Origin of the sequence: Streptomyces sp. CB02056, from assembly GCF_001905545.1 — a bacterium.
Lineage (GTDB): Bacteria > Actinomycetota > Actinomycetes > Streptomycetales > Streptomycetaceae > Kitasatospora.
In genome coordinates, this window is the sequence record NZ_LIPD01000002.1 from 696,872 (window position 1) to 717,557 (window position 20,686).

13 protein-coding genes are annotated in these 20,686 nt (G+C 74.2%); 11 read left to right on the forward strand and 2 right to left on the reverse strand.

Going from position 1 to position 20,686, the window contains the following annotated elements; genetic code table 11:
• The first annotated feature begins 81 nt into the window (after positions 1-81).
• Together smc and ftsY are read left to right on the forward strand one after the other, a co-directional pair.
• Entirely contained in the window at positions 82-3,678 is a 3,597-nt protein-coding gene (gene smc, locus AMK13_RS07075) for a chromosome segregation protein SMC (RefSeq protein WP_074001513.1), read from the forward strand.
• Between the two features lie 47 nt (positions 3,679-3,725).
• A complete protein-coding gene (gene ftsY / locus AMK13_RS07080) occupies positions 3,726-4,952 on the forward strand; it encodes a signal recognition particle-docking protein FtsY (protein WP_074001514.1) in 1,227 nt (408 codons plus the stop codon).
• Positions 4,953-5,041: 89 nt separating this feature from the next.
• On the opposite strand, the gene AMK13_RS07085 is transcribed toward ftsY, so the two are convergent.
• Positions 5,042-5,731 carry a bifunctional DNA primase/polymerase gene (locus tag AMK13_RS07085; RefSeq protein ID WP_074001515.1) on the reverse strand — a complete coding sequence of 230 codons (690 nt, stop codon included), beginning with the start codon at positions 5,729-5,731 and terminating at the stop codon, positions 5,042-5,044.
• Positions 5,732-6,360: 629 nt separating this feature from the next.
• Between AMK13_RS07085 and nsdA the strand changes: the two genes are divergently transcribed.
• From nsdA to ftsH, 7 genes are all read left to right on the forward strand, one after another.
• A complete protein-coding gene (gene nsdA / locus AMK13_RS07090) occupies positions 6,361-7,815 on the forward strand; it encodes a transcriptional repressor NsdA (protein WP_198959323.1) in 1,455 nt (484 codons plus the stop codon).
• Positions 7,816-8,103: 288 nt separating this feature from the next.
• Positions 8,104-9,531, forward strand: coding sequence for an ammonium transporter (locus AMK13_RS07095; protein WP_074001517.1), 1,428 nt, complete (start codon positions 8,104-8,106; stop codon positions 9,529-9,531).
• Positions 9,528-9,866 (forward strand): P-II family nitrogen regulator, encoded by a 339-nt coding sequence (locus AMK13_RS07100; protein WP_049659191.1) that lies wholly within the window; start codon positions 9,528-9,530, stop codon positions 9,864-9,866. The genes AMK13_RS07095 and AMK13_RS07100 overlap by 4 nt, the downstream gene beginning before the upstream one ends.
• Before the next feature lie 210 nt (positions 9,867-10,076).
• Positions 10,077-12,530 carry a [protein-PII] uridylyltransferase gene (locus tag AMK13_RS07105; protein WP_074001518.1) on the forward strand — a complete coding sequence of 818 codons (2,454 nt, stop codon included), beginning with the start codon at positions 10,077-10,079 and terminating at the stop codon, positions 12,528-12,530.
• Positions 12,531-12,710: 180 nt separating this feature from the next.
• Positions 12,711-14,276, forward strand: coding sequence for a signal recognition particle protein (ffh, locus tag AMK13_RS07110; RefSeq protein WP_049658994.1), 1,566 nt, complete (start codon positions 12,711-12,713; stop codon positions 14,274-14,276).
• Between the two features lie 77 nt (positions 14,277-14,353).
• A complete protein-coding gene (locus AMK13_RS07115; RefSeq protein WP_079271904.1) occupies positions 14,354-14,878 on the forward strand; it encodes a GNAT family N-acetyltransferase in 525 nt (174 codons plus the stop codon).
• 92 nt (positions 14,879-14,970) lie between these two features.
• A complete protein-coding gene (gene ftsH / locus AMK13_RS07120) occupies positions 14,971-16,980 on the forward strand; it encodes an ATP-dependent zinc metalloprotease FtsH (RefSeq protein ID WP_079271905.1) in 2,010 nt (669 codons plus the stop codon).
• 87 nt (positions 16,981-17,067) lie between these two features.
• On the opposite strand, the gene AMK13_RS07125 is transcribed toward ftsH, so the two are convergent.
• Positions 17,068-17,901 carry a class I SAM-dependent methyltransferase gene (locus AMK13_RS07125; RefSeq protein WP_074001520.1) on the reverse strand — a complete coding sequence of 278 codons (834 nt, stop codon included), beginning with the start codon at positions 17,899-17,901 and terminating at the stop codon, positions 17,068-17,070.
• Positions 17,902-18,090: 189 nt separating this feature from the next.
• Between AMK13_RS07125 and proS the strand changes: the two genes are divergently transcribed.
• Positions 18,091-19,503, forward strand: a complete 1,413-nt coding sequence (gene proS / locus AMK13_RS07130; RefSeq protein ID WP_049650399.1) for a proline--tRNA ligase — start codon at positions 18,091-18,093, stop codon at positions 19,501-19,503.
• 444 nt (positions 19,504-19,947) lie between these two features.
• Positions 19,948-20,526 carry a hypothetical protein gene (locus tag AMK13_RS07135; protein WP_049650398.1) on the forward strand — a complete coding sequence of 193 codons (579 nt, stop codon included), beginning with the start codon at positions 19,948-19,950 and terminating at the stop codon, positions 20,524-20,526.
• The last annotated feature ends 160 nt before the right edge of the window (positions 20,527-20,686 follow it).

Consider the following 20,686-nt stretch of genomic DNA (forward strand, 5'->3'; position numbering starts at 1 on the left):
CGCCCTGATGTGGCGTCCCTTCGTCGTGTCCGGCTCCGGATACAGTCGGTTCCCGTCTGAGCGATAGAGGGGACCGGCCGCGTGCACCTGAAGAGTCTGACGCTGCGCGGGTTCAAGTCCTTCGCCTCCAGCACCACCCTGCGCTTCGAGCCCGGCATCACCTGCGTCGTCGGCCCGAACGGCTCCGGCAAGTCGAACGTGGTCGACGCGCTGTCCTGGGTGATGGGCGAGCAGGGCGCCAAGTCGCTGCGCGGCGGCAAGATGGAGGACGTCATCTTCGCCGGGACCAGCGGGCGCGCCCCGCTCGGCCGGGCCGAGGTCAGCCTCACCATCGACAACACCGACGGCGCCCTGCCGATCGACTACTCCGAGGTGACCATCACCCGGACCATGTTCCGCAACGGCGGCAGCGAGTACGCCCTCAACGGTGAGACCTGCCGCCTGCTGGACATCCAGGAGCTGCTCTCCGACTCCGGCATCGGCCGCGAGATGCACGTCATCGTCGGGCAGGGCCAGCTGGACTCCGTGCTGCACGCCGACCCGATGGGCCGGCGCGCCTTCATCGAGGAGGCGGCCGGCGTCCTCAAGCACCGCAAGCGCAAGGAGAAGGCGCTGCGGAAGCTGGACGCGATGCAGGCCAACCTCAACCGGGTCCAGGACCTGGTGGCCGAACTGCGCCGCCAGCTCGGACCGCTCGGCCGGCAGGCCCGGATCGCCCGCCGGGCCGCCGGCATCCAGGCCGACCTGCGCGACGCCCGGCTGCGGCTGCTCGCCGACGACCTGTGCGCGCTCCGCCGGGCCGTCGAGGCCGAGGTCGCGGACGAACTGGCGCTGCGGCTGCGCCGCACCACCGTCGAGCAGGAGCTGGCCCGGGCGGTGCAGCGCGAACGCGTCCTGGAGGCGCAGGTCGAGCAGCTCGGCCCCGGACTGGAGACCGCCCGGCAGACCTGGTACCGGCTCTCCGCGCTCGCCGAGCGCACCCGCGGCACCGTCGGGCTGGCCGAGGCCCGCGCCCGGCACGCCGCCGGGGGCCGGGGCGAGGAGCGGCGCGGGCGCGACCCGGAGGACACGGAACGGGAGGCCGCGCGGGTCCGCGAGGAGGAGGCCGCGCTGACCGAGGCGCTGGAGGAGGCGCGGTACGCGCTGGCCGAGGCGGTCGAGCGCAGGGACGGACTGGAGCGGGAGCTGGCCGCCGAGGAGCGCCGGCTGCGGGACGCCGCCCGGGCCATCGCCGACCGCCGGGAGGGCCTGGCCAGGCTGCAGGGCCAGGCCGCCGCCGCCCGGTCCAGGGCCGCTGCCGCGCAGGCCGAGATCGGTCGGCTCGCCGAGGCCAGGGACGAGGCGCTGCTGCGCGCCGAGGCCGCCCGGGGCGAGCTGGACGAACTCCAGCGGCAGGTGGACGGCCTGGCCGGGGAGGACGAGCAGGCCGAGGCCCGGTACCGGCGGGCGCGCGAGCACCTCGCCGCGGTGGAAGGGGAGCTGGCCGCGGCCCGGGAGGCGTCCGCCGCCGCCGAGCGCGAGCGGGCCGGGCTGACCGCACGGCACGAGGCGCTCTCCCTCGGCCTGCGCCGCAAGGACGGCACCGGCGCGCTGCTGGACGCGGGGGAGCGGCTGGGCGGGCTGCTCGGCCCGGCGGCCGCGCTGCTGCGGATCGAGCCGGGGTACGAGGTGCCGCTCGCGGCGGCGCTCGGTGCGGCGGCCGACGCGGTGGCCGTCGACTCGCCGTCCACCGCCGCCGGGGCCCTGCGGCTGCTGCGGGCCGAGGACGCCGGCCGGGCCGCGCTGCTGATCGCCGGTACCGCCGGCTCCGCCGAGGCGGCCGGGTCGGCGGGGGAGCTGCCGGACGGGGCCCGCTGGGCGGCCGAACTGGTCGACGGCCCGGCCGAGTTGCTCGGCGCGGTCCGGCGGCTGCTGGCCGGGGTGGCGGTGGTTGCGGACCTCGACCGGGCGCTGCGGCTGGTCGCCGGGCACCCCGCGCTGTGCGCCGTCACCGCCGACGGGGACCGGCTCGGCGCCGGCTTCGCCCAGGGCGGCTCCGGCGGCGCGCCGAGCCTGCTGGAGACCCAGGCCGCGGTGGACGAGGCGGCCCGGGCGATCGGCGAACTCACCGTCCGCTGCGCCGAGTCGGCCGAGCGGCTGGCCCGACTCGCCGAGCAGCGAAGGGAGTCGGCCGCCGAGGTGGAGCAACTCGCCGAGCGGAGGCGGCAGGAGGAGAAGGAGCGGGCCCAGGTCGCCGGGGCGCTCGGCCGGCTCGGCGGGCAGGCCCGCGCCGCCGCGGGCGAGGCCGGTCGGCTGTCGGACGCCGCCGCGCGCGCCGAGCAGGGGCTGGCCGAACTGCTCGACGGCGCCGAGGAGCTGGCGCGGCGCCTGGCCGCCGCCGAGGAGTCGGCCCAGGCCGGGGAGGACGAGCCGGACGCCGCCGAACAGCAGCGGCTGGCCGGGGCCGCGAGCGACGCCCGGCAGGCCGAGCTGGAGGCCCGGCTCGCGGTGCGCACCCACGAGGAGCGGGTCCGCGCCCTGGCCGGCCGGGCCGACCAGCTGGACCGGGCCGCCCGCGCCGAGCGCGAGGCGCGCGCCCGGGCCGCCGAGCGCCGCCAGCGCGCCGAGCACGACGCCTCGGTGGCGAACGCCGTCGCGGCGGGCGCCCGGCAGCTGCTGGCCTGCCTGGAGGTGTCGCTGGCCCGCGCGGACGCCGGGCGGGCGGCCGTCGAACAGGCGCGGGCCGAGCGCGAGCACGAGCTGCGCGAGCACCGGGAGCACGGCCGCGGGCTCAAGGAGGAGCTGGACAAGCTGGTCGACGCCGGGCACCGGGACGAGGTGCTGCGGGCCGAGAAGCGGCTGCGGATCGAGCAGCTGGAGGCCCGCGCGCTGGAGGAGTTCGGCATCGACGGCGGCGAGCTGCTCGCCTCGTACGGGCCGGACCAGCCCGTCCCGCCGTCCGCGCCCGAGGAGGGGGCGGAACCGGGCGAGCCGTACCCGTACGTCCGGGCCGAGCAGGAGAAGCGGCTGCGGGCGGCCGAGAAGGCGTACCAGCAGCTCGGCAAGGTCAACCCGCTGGCGCTGGAGGAGTTCGCCGCGCTGGAGGAGCGCCACCGGTTCCTCGGCGAGCAGCTGGACGACCTCAAGCGCAGCCGGCGCGACCTGCTGGACATCGTCCGGGAGGTGGACCAGCGGGTCGAGCAGCTGTTCACCTCGGCGTACCACGACACCGCCGCCCAGTTCGAGGGCGTCTTCGCCCGGCTCTTCCCGGGCGGGGAGGGCCGGCTGGTGCTGACCGACCCGGAGAACATGCTCGCCACCGGGGTCGAGGTCGAGGCCCGGCCGCCGGGCAAGAAGGTCAAGCGGCTGTCGCTGCTGTCCGGTGGCGAGCGCTCGCTGACCGCGGTGGCGCTGCTGGTCGCGATCTTCAAGGCCCGGCCCAGCCCGTTCTACGTGATGGACGAGGTGGAGGCGGCGCTGGACGAGACCAACCTGCGCCGGCTGATCGGGATCATGGAGGAGCTGCGGGAGAGCTCCCAGCTGATCGTGATCACCCACCAGAAGCTCACCATGGAGTCGGCCGACGCCCTCTACGGCGTGACCATGAAGGGCGACGGCATCTCGCAGGTGATCAGCCAGCGGCTGCGCGAAGAGCACCGGGAGCGCCGGCCGCGGGCCGTACGCACCGCATCGGTGTAGGGCGGCTGCGGTCCATCCGGGCTCCGGTCGCGGATACTGGAGCGGATATGGAATACGTGATCCTTGCCGTAGTCATCGCCGTGGTCGCCATCGGCGCGATCGCCGGCCTCGTCGTTTCCGGCAGACGACGCCAGCAGCTGCCCCCGAAGTCGCAGGCGCCGGTCATCACGGCGCCGAAGCCCACCCCGCAGGAGCCCCAGGTCGGCGAGGAGGCCGCGCCGCCGACCGAGGCGCCCCGCCGCACCGTCGAGGAGGTGCAACTCCCGGAGGCCGAGGCGCCCGCCGAGGCCGAGGCCACCGAGGTCGAGGTCGTCGAGGCCGCTGAGGCGGCCCCGGCCATCGAGGTGCCCGAGCCCACCGCCGGCCGGCTGGTCCGGCTGCGCTCGCGGCTCTCCCGCTCGCAGAACTCGCTCGGCAAGGGCCTGCTCTCGCTGCTCTCCCGCGAGCACCTGGACGAGGACACCTGGGAGGAGATCGAGGAGACGCTGCTCACCGCGGACGTCGGCGTCGCCCCCACCCAGGAGCTGGTCGAGCGGCTGCGCACCCGGGTGAAGGTGCTCGGCACCCGCACCCCCGACGAGCTGCGCGCGCTGCTGCGCGAGGAGCTGGTCGAGCTGGTCGGCAAGGACTCCGACCGTGCCGTGCGCTCCACCAAGCACGAGGAGGGCCCGGCGGTGGTCCTGGTGGTCGGCGTCAACGGCGTCGGCAAGACCACCACGACCGGCAAGCTGGCCCGCGTCCTGGTCGCCGACGGCCGTACGGTGGTGCTCGGCGCCGCCGACACCTTCCGCGCCGCCGCCGCCGACCAGCTCCAGACCTGGGGCGAGCGGGTGGGCGCGCGCACCGTGCGCGGCCCGGAGGGCGGGGACCCGGCCTCGATCGCCTTCGACGCGGTCAAGGAGGGCATCGCCGAGGGCGCGGACACCGTGCTGATCGACACCGCCGGCCGCCTGCACACCAAGACCGGCCTGATGGACGAGCTGGGCAAGGTCAAGCGGGTCGTCGAGAAGCACGGCCCGGTGGACGAGGTGCTGCTGGTGCTGGACGCCACCACCGGCCAGAACGGCCTGATCCAGGCCCGGGTGTTCGCCGAGGTGGTCGACATCACCGGCATCGTGCTGACCAAGCTGGACGGCACCGCCAAGGGCGGCATCGTGGTCGCGGTCCAGCGCGAGCTGGGCGTGCCGGTCAAGCTGATCGGCCTGGGCGAGGGCGCGGACGACCTGGCCCCGTTCGAGCCGGGGGCGTTCGTGGACGCGCTGATCGGCGACTGACAGCCTCCGCGAAGCGTTCGATCAGGGAAGCGCACGAAGGGCCCGCCCCCTCCAGGGGGCGGGCCCTTCCGCGTGCCGGGGCGGGGCGGTCAGGAGGCCATCCAGGCCGGCTCGGCGGTGCGCTCGCGGCCGCGGTGGCAGGCGTAGGCGAGGGTGCCGAGCAGCAGCCGGGCCTCCGGCGGGCAGCCCGCGTTGTCGCGGGTGGGGCGGCGCAGCCAGCGGACCGGGCCGAGGCCGCCGAGGACGGTGGGCGGGGCGGCGACGTGGCCGCCCTCGCCGTGGCAGACCAGGTCGAGCGCGGCGTCGTCCCAGCCCATCCGGTACAGCAGGTCGGGCAGGCGCCGGGCGGTGCCGGCGGCGACCAGGAACTGGAGCCGGCCGGTGGGGGGCGCGAGCACCGGGCCCACCTGGGTGCCCATCCGCTCCAGCCGGACCAGGGCCTGGAGGCCGGCCTGCTCGGGGACGTCCAGGACGTCGAAGGCGCGGCCGGTGGGGAACAGCACCGCGCCCTCGGTGCGGGCGGCGCGGGCCCGGCCGCCGCCCCGCACGGGGTGCAGGCCGGGCGCGGCGCAGCGGGGGGAGCCGCAGGGACAGCGGGGCGGGGCGGTGGCGCCGGCGACCGGGGTGCCGGTCTCCGGATCGCCGGTGACGACCGCCCAGCCCCAGCGGCCGGTGTACTCCGCGGCGGCCTGGGACGCGGTGACCTTGGTGCGGCGGCGCGCGCCCAGCGGTGCCAGCCGCAGGTGCCCCAGTCGAAGTTCGCCGAACAGGTTGTCCATGCCTCCCCCAACAGGTTCTTGTTGCCGATGGTTACGGGACGGTGACTGTGTGTCGATTGTCAGCCGTGTGGTGCGTAGTGCGGTGGCGGCGCGCAGCGCGTGGTGTGCGCCTGTTCCGGCGGTGCGCCTCGGGCGCCGCCTTGTGGGGGCGGCGCCGATGCCGGATCGTCGTGTTCGTGGGGCTGTCGCCGTCCCGAGTGGACGGTGAACTCGCCTGTGGCTGCGGTGGGTTGCGGGTTCCGCCGGGTCCTCCGGGATGGGCCGGGGGACTTGGCGGCCCGCATATGCCGGGCCGTCGGGACTCCCTAAGTGAAGCGTGTGCCCCCGGGCTTCGGTTCACTCCTGGGGGTGGCGAAAGGTGGCGTTTCGCCAGGGGCGCTCCCACGGGCCCCTCACGGGGCATTACGTTCAGCGTGCGGATGTCGTCGAGGAGTCTGTCCCGGGCCGTCGGGCAACGGGAGTTGGGAATCTGACGGATCGTCCGCAACGATGGCACACCAGTGCGAGGGCGCTGCGGTACGGCGGCGCCGCGGCACCTCAGGCACGGCACGTCTGGCAAGAGCCCGCAACCGTCGGGCGGTCACGATCGGGGGCCCCGGTAGGGGCCGGGCGGGATGGGGACGTTACCCATGGCAGAGAAGCAACCGAATGAGAAGCTGACCACGTGGTTCGCCCGCAGTGGCTGGTCCAAGGGCGAGTTGGCCCGCCAGGTCAACCGCAAGGCCCGGCAGATCGGCGCCCACCACGTGTCCACCGACACCTCCCGGGTGCGCCGCTGGCTCGACGGCGAGCAGCCCCGCGAGCCGATCCCCAAGATCATGTCGGAACTCTTCTCCGAGCGGTTCGGCTCGGTGGTCTCCATCGAGGACCTCGGCCTGCGCGCCGCGATCCCGGTCTCCACCGTGGGCGGCGGCGTCGACCTGCCGTGGAGCGGTCAGCAGACCGTCCAGCTGATCAGCGACTACTCCCGCAGCGACCTCATGCTCAACCGCCGGGGCTTCCTCGGCACCTCACTCGCGCTGACCGCGGGCGCCGCGCTGATCGAGCCGATGCAGCGCTGGCTCGCCCCCGGCCCGAGCGGCGTCCCCACCCCGATCCTCACCGCGGCCAACGGCGGCGAGGCCTTCACCGGCCGGCTCTCCGAGCCCGAGCTCGAACTGCTGGAGCAGACCACGGTCGTGTTCCGGCAGTGGGACGCCCAGAACGGCGGCGGGCTGCGCCGCAAGGCCGTCGTCGGCCAGCTGCACGAGGTCACCGACCTGCTCCAGGAGACGTACAGCGAGGACACCACCAAGCGGCTGTTCCGGCTCACCGCCGAACTCGCCCACCTGGCCGGGTGGATGTCGTACGACGTCGGGATGCACCCGAGCGCGCAGAAGTACTACGTGCTCGCCCTGCACGCGGCCAAGGAGGCCGGCGACCGCCCGTTCGGCGCGCTGATCCTCACCGACATGAGCCGCCAGATGATCCACCTCAACCGGGGCGAGGACGCCCTGGAACTCATCCACCTGGCCCAGTACGGCAGCCGCGACGCCGCCACCCCGCGCCAGCAGTCCCTGCTGTACGCGATGGAGGCGCGCGCCTACGCCACCATCGGCGAGGTCAACCGCTGCGCCCGGGCGATCCGGCTGGCCGAGGACACCTTCACCGACATCCGGGACGGGGACCAGGACCCGGACTGGCTGAAGTTCTTCTCGCCCGCCGAGCTGAACGCCGAGAACGCCCACTCCTTCCGCGACCTCGCGTACCACTCGGACAACGCCGAGCTGTACGCCTCGCTCTCCGCGCCGGTGATGGAGACCGCGGTCGACCTGTTCCGCCAGGACGCCGACCACGTGCGCTCGTACGCCTTCAACCTGATCGGCATGGCCAGCGTCCACCTGCTGCAGAAGGAGGCCGAGCAGGCGGTGGTGATGGCCGAGCAGGCGGTGGACATCGCCACCAAGGTGCGCTCGGAGCGGCTGAACTCCCGGGTCCGCAAGACCACGGAGGCCGCGTCGGCCCGGTTCAAGGGCGTGGACGCGGTGAGCCGGCTCAAGGAGCGGGTGGTCCAGGACATCCCGGAGTTCGTCTCGGTGGTCTGACCGGGGGCCCGCCAGGGCCGTCCGAAGGAAAAGCTCCACCGACCGTGGCGGCCGCCGCCGTCACGGTCGGTGGCATGTCCGGCAGCCGACGGCCCGGCCCGGCCGGGCCGCGGCGGCCGCGGTTCACGCAGCCGTAACCCGCGCGTCGCACGCGTCACCGCGGTGAAACAACCGGCCGCACCGGCCGAAACCAGCCTTCGGCACGCTCCTCCTCAACGCCGACACCCCGGGTGGCACCACGGGACGGGTCCCCGGGTGCGGATCGGCCTGGACGCAGAGGAGACGCCGATGCCGGACGGCTTCAGCGCGGGCGACACCGCCTTCGTACTCATCAGTGCGGCCCTGGTCATGCTGATGACCCCAGGGCTGGCCTTCTTCTACGGGGGCATGGTCAGGGCCAAGAGCACGCTGAACATGCTGGCGATGAGCTTCCTCTCGCTCGGCATCGTCAGCGTGCTGTGGGTCCTCTACGGCTACTCGCTCAGCTTCGGGTCCGACTCCTTCGCCGGCCTGATCGGCAACCTGGACCACCTCGGGATGCGCGGCCTAGGCCTCGACGAGCTGACCGGCTCCATCCCGGTCACCGCCTTCGCGCTGTTCCAGCTGATGTTCGCGGTCATCACCCCGGCGCTGATCAGCGGCGCCGTCGCGGACCGGGCGAGATTCGCCGCCTGGGGCCTGTTCATCGCGCTCTGGGTGACGGTCGTCTACTTCCCGGTCGCGCACTGGGTGTTCTTCTTCGACGGCGGCCACGGCGGCTGGCTGGGCGACCGCAACGGCGTGATCGACTTCGCCGGCGGGACGGCCGTGCACATCAACGCGGGCGTCGCCGGCCTCGCGCTCTGCCTGGTGCTGGGCAAGCGGATCGGCTTCGAGAAGGACCCGATGCGCCCGCACAGCCTGCCGCTGGTGATGCTCGGCTCCGGGCTGCTCTGGTTCGGCTGGTTCGGCTTCAACGCGGGCTCGGCGCTGGCCGCCAACGGCGTGGCCGCGATGGCCATGGTGAACACCCAGGTCGCCACCGGCGCGGCGCTGGTCGGCTGGCTGGTCTACGAGCGGTTCAGGCACGGCGCCTTCACCACGCTGGGCGCCGCCTCCGGCGCGGTGGCCGGACTGGTCGCGATCACCCCGGCCTGCGGCTCGGTCAGCCCGCTCGGCGCGGTGGCGATCGGACTGGTCGCGGGCGCGGTCTGCTGTGCCGCCGTCTCGCTCAAGTACCGCTGGGGCTTCGACGACTCGCTCGACGTGGTGGGCGTGCACGCGGTCGGCGGGGCGGTGGGCTCGCTGCTGGTCGGCCTGTTCGCCACCGGCGGGGTCGGCCAGGGCGTCAAGGGCCTGTTCTACGGGGGTGGGATCGGCCAGCTGGGCAAGCAGGCGATGGGCGTGGCGGTGGTCGCGGCGTACTCCTTCGTGCTGTCCTGGCTGCTGGCCAAGGCGGTCGACCGGCTGGTCGGCTTCCGGGTCTCCGGCGAGGTCGAGACGGCCGGCATCGACCAGGCCGAACACGCCGAGTCCGCCTACGATTTCACCGCCGTGGGGGCGGGGCTGGCCCGGGCCCTGCCGGGCCTGGCCGCCGCTGCCGCGACGTCCGCCGCCGAGCGGTCCGCCGGACGGTCCACCGAACGGACCGGCGAACGGACCGGCGTCGCGGAACCCGGTGCCGCCAAGCCCGCCGCGCAGCCCGCCGAGAAGAGGACCGAGGTCGACGCCCGATGAAGCTCATCACCGCCGTGATCAAGCCGTACCGACTGGACGAGGTGAAGTCCGCCCTCCAGGCCTTCGGGGTGCACGGCCTCACCGTCACCGAGGCCAGCGGCTACGGCCGCCAGCGCGGCCACACCGAGGTGTACCGGGGGGCCGAGTACACCGTGGACCTGGTACCGAAGGTCAGGATCGAGGTCCTGGTCGAGGACGAGGACGCCGAGGACCTGATCGACGTCCTGGTGAAGGCCGCCCGGACCGGGAAGATCGGCGACGGCAAGGTGTGGAGCGTGCCAGTCGACACCGCCGTACGGGTCCGCACCGGCGAGCGCGGCCCGGACGCCCTGTAGCCCGGCGGCCGGTCGCCCCGCGCCGGACGGCGGGCCCGTTCACCCGGGAGGGTGCGGGTCCGCCCGGCGCCGTATCGGCGTTTCCGTTCCGGCGTTTCCGTTCCGGCGTTTCCGTACTGGCCTTCCCGGACCGGCCGAACGGTCGACCCGCGGGCAGGACGGTTCACCAGCAGGACGGTTCACCCAGCACGACGGACGGGACCCACGCGCATGACCACCGAGACCAGCCCCTCCGACCCCGTCGACCCCTCCGACCCCGTCGGCTGTGCCGCCGCCGCCCGGGCCGCGCTGCTCGCCGCCCCCGGCCCGGGCGGCCGCCCCCGCCGCCGGGCGCTCGCCCGGCTCACCGACGACTGGCTGGCCGGGCTGCTCGCGGCCGCCGGCGCCCCGCCCGGCGTCGCGCTGGTCGCGGTCGGCGGCTACGGGCGGGGCGAGCTGTCCCCGCGCAGCGACCTGGACGTCCTGCTGCTGCACGACGGTCCGGTCGCCGGGGAGCTGCCCGAGCGGATCTGGTACCCGGTCTGGGACTCGGGCGCCAGGCTCGACCACGCGGTGCGCACCGTCGCGGAGGCCCGCGCGGTCGCCGCCGCCGACCTCAAGGCCCAGCTCGGCCTGCTGGACGCCCGGCACCTCGCCGGGGACCGGGCGCTCACCGACGCGCTGCGCGCCGCGGTGCTCACCGACTGGCGCGCGAGCGCCCCCGCGCGCCTGCCCGAGCTGCGCGAGCTGGGCCGCGAGCGGGCCGAACGGCAGGGTGAGCTGTCCTTCCTGCTGGAGCCCGACCTCAAGGAGGCCCGCGGCGGCCTGCGCGACGTCGTGGCGCTGGACGCGATCGCCGCCAGCTGGCTGGCCGACGCGCCCCGGGACGGCCTGGACGACGCCGCGCGGTGGCTGGCCGACGTGCGGGACGCCCTGCACCTGGTCACCGGCCGGGCCACCGACCGGCTCGGCCTCCAGGACCAGGACCAGGTCGCCGAGCGGCTCGGGGTGCTGGACGCCGACACCCTGCTGCGCCGGGTCTACGAGGCCGCCCGCACCGTCGCGTACGCGGGCGACGTCACCTGGCGGGCGGTGGACCGGGTGCTCGCGGCCCGCGGCGGCCGCGGCCGGCGGGTGCGCCGGCTGGGCATCCCGTTCGCCGGCACCGGACGCGGCTCCGGCGCGGTGGCCCGGGGCGCGGTCGAGCGGCGGCCGCTCGCCGAGGGCGTGGTCGAGCAGGACGGCGAGGCCGTGCTCGCCCAGGGCGCCCGCCCGGCCGCCGACCCGGTGCTGCCGCTGCGCGCCGCGGCCGCCGCCGCGCAGAACGGGCTGACCGTCTCGTACGCCACGGTGCGTCGGCTGGCCGCCGAGTGCCGCCCGCTGCCGGTGCCCTGGCCGGACGAGGCGCGCGAGCAGCTGGTCACCCTGCTGGGCGCGGGGGAGTCGGCCGTCCCGGTGTGGGAGGCGCTGGAGGCGGAGGGGCTGGTCCGCCGGCTGATCCCGGACTGGGAGCGGGTGCGCTGCCGTCCGCAGCGCAACGCGGTGCACCGCTGGACGGTGGACCGGCACCTGGTGGAGACGGCGGTGCGGGCCGCCGCGATGACCCGCCGGGTGGCCCGCCCGGACCTGCTGCTGGTCGCCGCGCTGCTGCACGACATCGGCAAGGGCTGGCCGGGGGACCACAGCGAGGCCGGCGAGGTGATCGTCCGCGACCTCGGCGCCCGGATGGGCTTCGGCCCCGAGGACACCGAGACCCTGGCGGTGCTGGTCCGCCACCACCTGATGCTGGTGGACACCGCGACCCGGCGCGATCCGGACGACCCGGCCACCGTCGAGGCGGTCACCAAGGTGGTCGCCACCCTGCCCGAGCTGGAGCTGCTGCACGCGCTCACCGAGGCGGACGCGTTGGCCACCGGCCCGGCCGCGTGGAGCGGCTGGCGGGCCTCGCTGGTGGAGGGCCTGGTGGCCCGGGCGGCCGACCGGCTGGCCGGGGCGGGCACCCCGCGGGCGGAGAGCGCGCCGACCGCAGAGCAGGAGCGGCTCGCGGTCGAGGCCGCCCGGACCGGGCAGCCGGCGCTGTCGCTGCGGGCCCGCTCCGAGGGGGCGGAGCCGGGCGCCGAGCCGATGGGCGTCGAGCTGAACCTGGCCGTCCCGGACCGGCCCGGGCTGCTCGGCACCGCCGCCGGGGTGCTCGCGCTGCACCGGCTGGCCGTCCGCTCGGCCGGGCTGCGCGAGCTGGACCCGGTGGGCGCCGGGCCGGTGCTGCTGCTGTCCTGGCGGGTGGCGGCCGAGTACGGCGAGCTGCCGGAGGCGGCCCGGCTGCGGGCCGACCTGCGCCGGGCGCTGGACGGCTCGCTGGACGTCACCCGCCGCCTCGCCGAGCGGGACGCCGCGGCCCCGCGCCGTCGGGGCATCCCCACCCCGCCGCCGCTGGTCGCGGTGGCGCCCGCGGTGGCCTCGGCGACCGCGACCGTGCTGGAGGTCCGCGCGCACGACGCCCCCGGGCTGCTGCACCGGATCGGCCGGGCGCTGGACGGGACGGGTGTACGGGTGCGCACCGCGCACGTCTCCACGCTGGGCGCGGAGGCCGTCGACTCGTTCTACCTGACCGACGGGGCGGGCCGTCCGCTGACCGCCCGGCGGGCCGGCGAGGTGGCGGCGGCGGTCCGGGCCGCACTGGGCTGACGCGCCCCGGAGGGCTCCGGCGGCGGGGGCCGTCGGGCCTCGGCGGCGAGGGTGGAGGAGCTCCCGGAACGGGGGTGGAGGAGCTTCGGGAGCAGGGGTGGAGACCGTACCCGGGGCGGCCGGATACCCTGGGGGGCGACGACCGTACCGATTCCGATGCCGCAGAGGACCCGCGACGACGTGTTCGACACCCTTTCCGATCGCCTCGCAGCGACGTTCAAGAACCTCCGGGGCAAGGGCCGCCTGAGCGAGGCGGACATCGACGCCACCGCCCGCGAGATCCGCATCGCGCTGCTGGAGGCGGACGTCGCGCTGCCGGTCGTCCGGGCCTTCATCAAGCAGGTCAAGGAGCGGGCGCTCGGCGTCGAGGTCTCCGGTGCGCTGAACCCGGCGCAGCAGATCATCAAGATCGTCAACGAGGAGCTCATCTCCATCCTCGGTGGCGAGACCCGACGGGTGCGGTTCGCCAAGAGCGGCCCGACGGTGATCATGCTGGCCGGTCTCCAGGGTGCCGGTAAGACCACCCTGGCGGGCAAGCTCGGCCACTGGCTGAAGAAGCAGAAGCACACCCCGCTGCTGGTCGCCTGCGACCTCCAGCGCCCCAACGCGGTCAACCAGCTCCAGGTGGTCGCCGAGCGCGCCGGCGTGGCCTTCTACGGCCCGCAGCCCGGCAACGGCGTCGGCGACCCGGTGCAGGTGGCCAAGGACTCGATCGAGTACGCCAAGCAGAAGCAGTACGACGTCGTCGTCGTCGACACCGCAGGCCGCCTGGGCATCGACGCCGAGCTGATGCAGCAGGCCGCCGACATCCGCGCCGCGGTGAACCCGGACGAGGTCCTGTTCGTCGTCGACGCGATGATCGGCCAGGACGCGGTCACCACCGCGCAGGCCTTCCTCGACGGCGTCGACTTCACCGGCGTGGTGCTCTCCAAGCTCGACGGCGACGCCCGCGGCGGTGCCGCCCTGTCGGTCGCGCACGTCACCGGCCGGCAGATCATGTTCGCCTCCAACGGCGAGAAGGTCGACGACTTCGACGCCTTCCACCCGGACCGGATGGCCTCGCGCATCCTCGGCATGGGTGACGTCCTCTCGCTGATCGAGAAGGCCGAGCAGACCTTCTCGCAGGAGGAGGCGGAGAAGATCGCCGCCAAGCTGCGCGGCGGTCCGAAGCAGTTCACCCTGGACGACTTCCTGTCCCAGCTGGAGCAGGTCCAGAAGATGGGCTCGATCTCCAAGCTGCTCGGCATGCTGCCCGGCATGGGCCAGATCCGGGACCAGATCAACAACATCGACGACAAGGACGTCAACCGGGTCGGCGCGATCATCAAGTCGATGACCCCGACCGAGCGGGCCGAGCCGGAGCTGATCAACGGCTCCCGCCGGGCCCGCATCGCCAAGGGCTCCGGTGTCCAGGTCGGCGAGGTGAAGAACCTGGTCGAGCGGTTCTTCGAGGCCCGCAAGATGATGTCCGCGATGGCCTCCGGCAAGGGCATGCCCGGCATGCCGGGGATCCCGGGCATGGGCGGCGGCGCCAAGAAGTCCGGCAAGAAGGCCCCGCAGGCCAAGGGCAAGCGCAAGAGCGGCAACCCGCTGAAGCGCGCCCAGGAGGAGGCCGCGGCCGCCGAGCGCCGCGCGCTCGGCCCGGGCGCCGGCCAGGGCCCGGCGGACGGCGGCGCGTTCGGCCTCGGCGCGGGCAAGGGCCCGGCCGACTTCGAGCTGCCCAAGGAGTTCAAGGACCTGCTGTAGTCCTCCGACCGGCTCCCGTCGGCCCGTCGTCCGGTGTTTCCGGGCGGCGGGCCGATCGCGTGTCCGATGATGGGGGCATGCGAGTGATGATCAGGGCCCCGAGGGCCGAGGACACGGCCGGGTACGCCGAAGCGGTCCGGCGGTCCGCCGAACACATCGGACGGTGGAACCCGGTCGAGCCGGACGGGCTGCCCGACCTGCTGAAGCGCCAGGGGTCCGGGCTGCGCACCTTCCTGATCGTCGACCGGGAGACCGGCGGACTGGTCGGCAAGGTGAACGTCGCCAACATCGTGATGGGCCGGTTCTGCAACGCCTCGCTGGGCTACGACTCGTACGTCCCGTTCAACGGCACCGGGCGGATGACCGAGGGCATGCGGCTGGTCGTGGACCGCTGCTTCGCCCCGCAGACCGCCGACGGGCTCGGGCTGCACCGGCTGGAGATCAACGTGCAGCCGGAGAACGAGCGCTCGATCGCGATGGCCAAGCGGCTGGGCTTCCGGCACGAGGGCTTCACCCCGCGGATGCTGTTCCTCCAGGGGGACTGGCGCGACCACGAGCGGTTCGCGCTGACCGCCGAGGAGTGGCCGGGCGCGACGGCATAGTCGCTGGTGGGAGGGGTCGGCGCGGCCGTCCGGCGGTCCGGGCGCGGCGTTGCGATTGGCCCGCCCGAGCACCTGTCCGTATTGTCCGATGGGTGACCGAACCCGTGCCGCCACGTCAGACCCCCGACCAGCCCTGGCGTTCGGAGGGCGCCCCGCCCCCGCCGCCGCCCAAGCGCCGGATGCCCGGCGGCTGGGTGGGCCTCGCCCTCACCGCCCTCGTGGTGTTCCTGATCTCGGACCTGCTGCTGTCCTTCTTCGGCCCCGCCGGTGCCACCACGATCTCGTACACCGAGTTCAACAACCAGCTGAACAAGGGCAACATCACCAAGATCTACGCCAAGGGCGACGCGATCGAGGGCACCCTCAAGAGCGCCCAGCCCAAGCCGGACGGCGGCAAGGGCGACTACACCGAGTTCGACACCCAGCGGCCCTCCTTCGCGGGCGACAACCTCTGGACCACCCTGCAGCAGCAGGGCGTCGAGGTCACCGCCACCTCGCCGGTCCAGCAGCGCAGCTTCCTCACCAACCTGCTGATCTCGCTCGCCCCGATGCTGCTGCTGATCTTCATCTGGGTGCTGCTCGCCCGCCGGATGGCCGGCGGGCTCGGCGGCGGACCGCTCGGCCGCAAGGCCCCGCCGAAGCCGGTCACCGCCGAGGAGGGCAAGCGCACCACCTTCGCCGACGTGGCCGGCATCGACGAGGTCGAGGCCGAACTCACCGAGGTCGTCGACTACTTGAAGAACCCCGAGCGGTACCGCAGGCTCGGCGCCAAGATGCCGCGCGGCGTGCTGCTGAGCGGCCCGCCCGGAACCGGCAAGACCCTGCTGGCCCGGGCCGTGGCCGGCGAGGCGAACGTGCCGTTCTTCTCCGCCTCCGCCTCCGAGTTCATCGAGATGATCGTCGGCGTCGGCGCCAGCCGGGTCCGCGAGCTGTTCGCCGAGGCCCGCAAGGTCGCCCCGGCGATCATCTTCATCGACGAGATCGACACCATCGGCCGCCAGCGCGGAGCCGGCGGCGGCATGGGCGGGCACGACGAGCGCGAGCAGACCCTCAACCAGATCCTCACCGAGATGGACGGCTTCAGCGGCTCCGAGGGCGTCATCGTGATCGCCGCGACCAACCGGGCGGACGTGCTCGACCCGGCCCTGCTGCGCCCCGGCCGCTTCGACCGGCGGATCACCGTCAGCCCGCCCGACCGGGAGGGCCGTGCGGCGATCCTGCGCATCCACAGCCGCAGCGTCCCGCTGGCGGGCGACACCGACCTCAACCAGCTGGCCAAGGTCACGCCGGGGATGACCGGCGCCGAACTCGCCAACCTGGTCAACGAGGCCGCGCTGCTGGCCGTCAAGCGCAAGCAGGACGCAGTCAACGAGCGGGACCTCTCGGACGCGCTGGAGAAGGTCCAGCTCGGCGCGGTGCGGCCGCTGGTGATGCCGCAGGAGGAGCGCGAGCGCACGGCGTACCACGAGAGCGGGCACGCGCTGCTGGGCATGCTCCAGCCCGGCGCGGACCCGGTCCGCAAGATCACCATCGTGCCGCGCGGCCGGGCGCTCGGCGTCACCCTCTCCACCCCGGAGAACGACCGCTACTCGTACACCGAGCCGTACCTGCGCGGCCGGATCATCGGCGCGCTCGGCGGCATGGCGGCCGAGCAGGTGGTCTACGGGGTGATCACCACCGGTGCGGAGAGCGACCTGGAGCAGGTCACCAGCATCGCCCGCGGGATGGCCGGACGCTGGGGGATGAGCGAGCGGGTCGGCCGGCTCACCGCGGTGCCCTCCGACCCGCAGGGCGCGTACGGGCTCTCCGCCGCGCCGACCACCCTGGACGCGGTGGACGAGGAGGCGCGGCGGATCGTCTCCGAGTGCTATGACGACGCGGTGCGGATCCTGACCGAGCAGCGGCACCGGCTGGACGCGCTGGCCGCGGCGCTGCTGGAGGCGGAGACGCTGGACGAGGCGGCGGCGTACCGGGCGGCGGGGGTGCCGCGGGAGGGCTCCGAGGGGGCCGAGGGTTCCGACGGGCCTGCCGGCGGGTCCGGCGGGCCTGGTGGGTCCGACGGCGCTGACGGGGCCGACGGGAAGTCGATCGACCGGGCGTGAAGCCGGGGGCCGGGGGCGCTCGCCATGGTGGTGGGCGCCCCCGGTTTTTCGTCCCCCTTGCGGACTCCTCGCCCCTCCTCGTCCCGCCTAGCGCGACCGTTCGGCGACCAGGTAGCGGAACAGGTTCTCCATCCGTACCGAGCCGTCCGCGCGCAGGTACGGCTGGAGCACCTCCTCCAGCTCCTTGGCCACCAGCGAGGCCCCGGAGAACTCCTCGGCCGGCTCGAACAGGCCAGTGGAGAGCAGCCCGCGCACCGCGCTGTCGAGGTCGGCGTAGGCGAACGGGCAGCTCACCCGGCCGCTGCCGGCCGGACGCAGGCCGGCCGGGGCCAGCAGGTCCTCCAGCGCGCCGGGCGCGCTCAGCTCGAACGGGTCGCGCGCGGTGGTCCGGCCCGCCATCCGCCGGGCCACGTCCAGCACCGGGGCGCTCTCGCAGCGCTCCGGCGGGCCCCAGGCGGCCAGCACCACGTGCCCGCCCGGGAGGGTGAGCCGGGCGGCCTCGGCGACCACCGGCCCGGCGTCGGCGGCCCCGGGCAGCTGCTCGAAAACCGTCACCAGCGAATGGGCCGAGCGGGCGACGGCCGCCGACGTCCGGGGCCCCGCGCACACCCGCAGCCGGCGGTCGTGGGCCAGCTCGCGCAGCTCGTCCCGCGGCTCCTGCCCGGAGACCTGGGCGCCCCGGCCGGCCGCGAGCAGCAGGGCCAGCCCGGAGCGGCAGCCCAGGCCCAGCACGCTGCTCGCCGGGCCGACCTCCAGCCGGTCGTAGACCGCCTCGTAGAGCGGCACCAGCATGCGTTCCTGGATCTCCGCCCAGTCGCGCGCCCGCGCGGGGCGGGCCGCCCCGGTCCGCGGGTGGTGCGGGCGTGCGCCCGTCGGTCGTGCGGTCGTGCCGGTCGTGCCGGTCGTGCGAGCTGAAGCCATGGCGGCCTCCCATCCGGTCCTTCGGTGCGCTGCTACGGCTCCCCCAAAGTCCCGCCCCACACCAGCGAACAGCGGGTCGGGCCCGGCGTCCAGAGGGGTGCAGGGTGGTGCGCGCGTGTCGCGGTGGTGCGCCCCCGCCCGGTGATACCGATTCGAAACCGGGGCCCCGGGCCCCGTACCATTCGCCCCATGGCTAAGGCACCCGTTCTCACCCCTCAGGCGGAAGACTTCCCGCGCTGGTACCAGGACCTCATCAACAAGGCCGAGCTGGCCGACAACGGTCCGGTGCGCGGCACCATGGTCATCCGACCGTACGGCTACGGCCTGTGGGAGCGGATGCAGCAGGAGATGGACGCGCGGATCAAGAAGGCCGGCGCGCAGAACGCCTACTTCCCGATGTTCATCCCGCAGTCCTACCTGACCAAGGAGGCCGAGCACGTCGAGGGCTTCGCCCCCGAGCTCGCGGTGGTCACCCACGGCGGCGGCAAGCAGCTGGAGGAGCCGGTCGTCGTCCGGCCGACCTCCGAGACGATCATCAACGAGTACTTCTCGAAGTGGGTGCAGAGCCACCGCGACCTGCCCCTGCTGATCAACCAGTGGGCCAACGTGGTCCGTTGGGAGCTCCGCCCGCGCGTCTTCCTGCGCACCACCGAGTTCCTCTGGCAGGAGGGCCACACCGCCCACGCCACCTACGAGGACGCCCGCGAGTACGCCTCGATGATCCACACCCAGGTCTACGGCGACTTCATGACGAACGTGCTCGGCATCGACGTCGTGCTCGGCCGCAAGACCGCCAAGGAGCGCTTCGCCGGCGCCATCAACACCCTCACCCTCGAGGGCATGATGGGCGACGGCAAGGCGCTGCAGATGGGCACCAGCCACGAGCTGGGCCAGAACTTCGCCAAGGCGTTCAACACCACGTACCAGTTGCAGGGCGCCGAGCGCGAGTACGTCTGGCAGACCTCCTGGGGCGTCTCGACCCGCATGGTCGGCGGCCTGATCATGTCCCACGGCGACGACAACGGCCTGCGGGTGCCCCCGCGCCTGGCCGCCGTCCAGGCCGTCGTGCTCGCGATCAAGGGCGACGACGCGGTCATCGCCAAGGTCCGCGAGATCGGCGCCCAGCTGGAGGCCGTCGGCATCCGGGTCGTGGTCGACGACCGCACCGACACCCCGTTCGGCCGCCGGGCCGTCGACTGGGAGCTCAAGGGCGTTCCGCTGCGCATCGAGGTCGGCCCGCGCGACCTGGAGAACGGCACCGCGATGCTGGCCCGCCGCATCCCGGGCGGCAAGGAGCCGGTCTCCATCGACGCCCTGGCCGCGCTGCTCCCGGGCGTGCTGGAGGAGGACCAGGCGCTGCTGCTGCGCCAGTCCCGCGAGCGCCGCGAGTCCCGCACGGTCGACGTCAAGACCATCGACGAGGCCATCGAGGCCGCCGCGACTGGCTGGGGCCGGATCTCCTGGGCCGACCTCGGCGCGGAGGGCGAGGCCAAGCTGGCCGAGCAGGGCGTCACGGTCCGCTGCATCGTCGCGGCCGACGGCTCGGTGCCGCTGGCGGACGACCAGGAAGGCAATGTCGCGCTCGTCGCCCGGGCGTACTGACATCCGTTCGGTGTTCGGTGGATGTCCGGTGGATGTCCGCCGGGCGCCGGTCGCCCACGGGTAATGACCGGCACCGGCGACATTTGCCCGGAATGCGGATGGGTAAGAATCCGGTAACTGTTCCGGTGCGTCCCCGCGGGGGACATCCCTACTGGCCGGTCAACTCCCGGTATTAACCGAATAGCGGTACGGTGTACGGCCCGTGGCCCTGTCAATCCGGCAGGCCCACGGGCCGTACGTCCTGGGTGGCGACAGCCCGCCCCCCGGACGGAATTCATCAGGCCCGCCGACGTTGCGACGGGCCCAAACCGGCAGGGGGTTGGTCTTGCGTCAGATCCGGAACGCGCAATTCGCGCGCGGCCTCGCATTCCTGGGAGTTCCCTGTGAATTCCCCGGGAACGAGAACATGCGGAACATCGGCTCGCACTCCATCGTTGGTCTAGCGTGAGCACGACACAGCCCCTCGTTCTCGCGGCCGAACTGGCCGCCGCCTGGAGTGACATCCAGGCCTACCACCAGGACCTTCCCGATCTGGCCTCGCCCGAGGCCCTGATCGGCGAGTCCTCCTCGGCCTGCGGGACGCGGCTCGGTTTCGAGCGCCTCCTCCACGAGGCCGCCCACGGTCTGGCCGCGGCCCGGGACATCCGGGACACCTCGCGCGCCGGCCGCTACCACAACCGGCGCTTCCTGATGCTCGCTTCCGAGCTGGGCCTGGCGCACCCGGTCGAGCCGCACGCGAGCAGCGGCTTCTCCCAGGTGACCATGCTCAAGGAGACCCAGGAGCGGTACGCCGAGACCATCGAACGCCTGGACCGTGCCCTCGGGGCGCACCAGGAGGCGGTGGCCGGCGACGGCGCGACGCGCGCCTTCCGCGGTCCGGCGGCCCGGCACGGCTCCTCCGGGGGCGGCGTGCGGGTCAAGGCGGTCTGCGGGTGCGGGCGCAACGTCCGGGTCGTTCCCTCGGTGCTCGCGCAGGCGTCCATCGTCTGCGGCGCGTGCCAGCAGCCGTTCAAGATCGCTTAAGTCGCTCACGCCGCTCACGTCGCTTGAGCGGTCGACGTCCCGACGGGCTGCTGTGCGGGCAGCGGTCCGGCCGGATGGGCGGCGCGGAGCGGAGTGGAGCGGTACGGGCGGTGCACGCGGGGCCGGCGGTACCGGCAGCGGCGGCAGCGCCGAGTGAGCG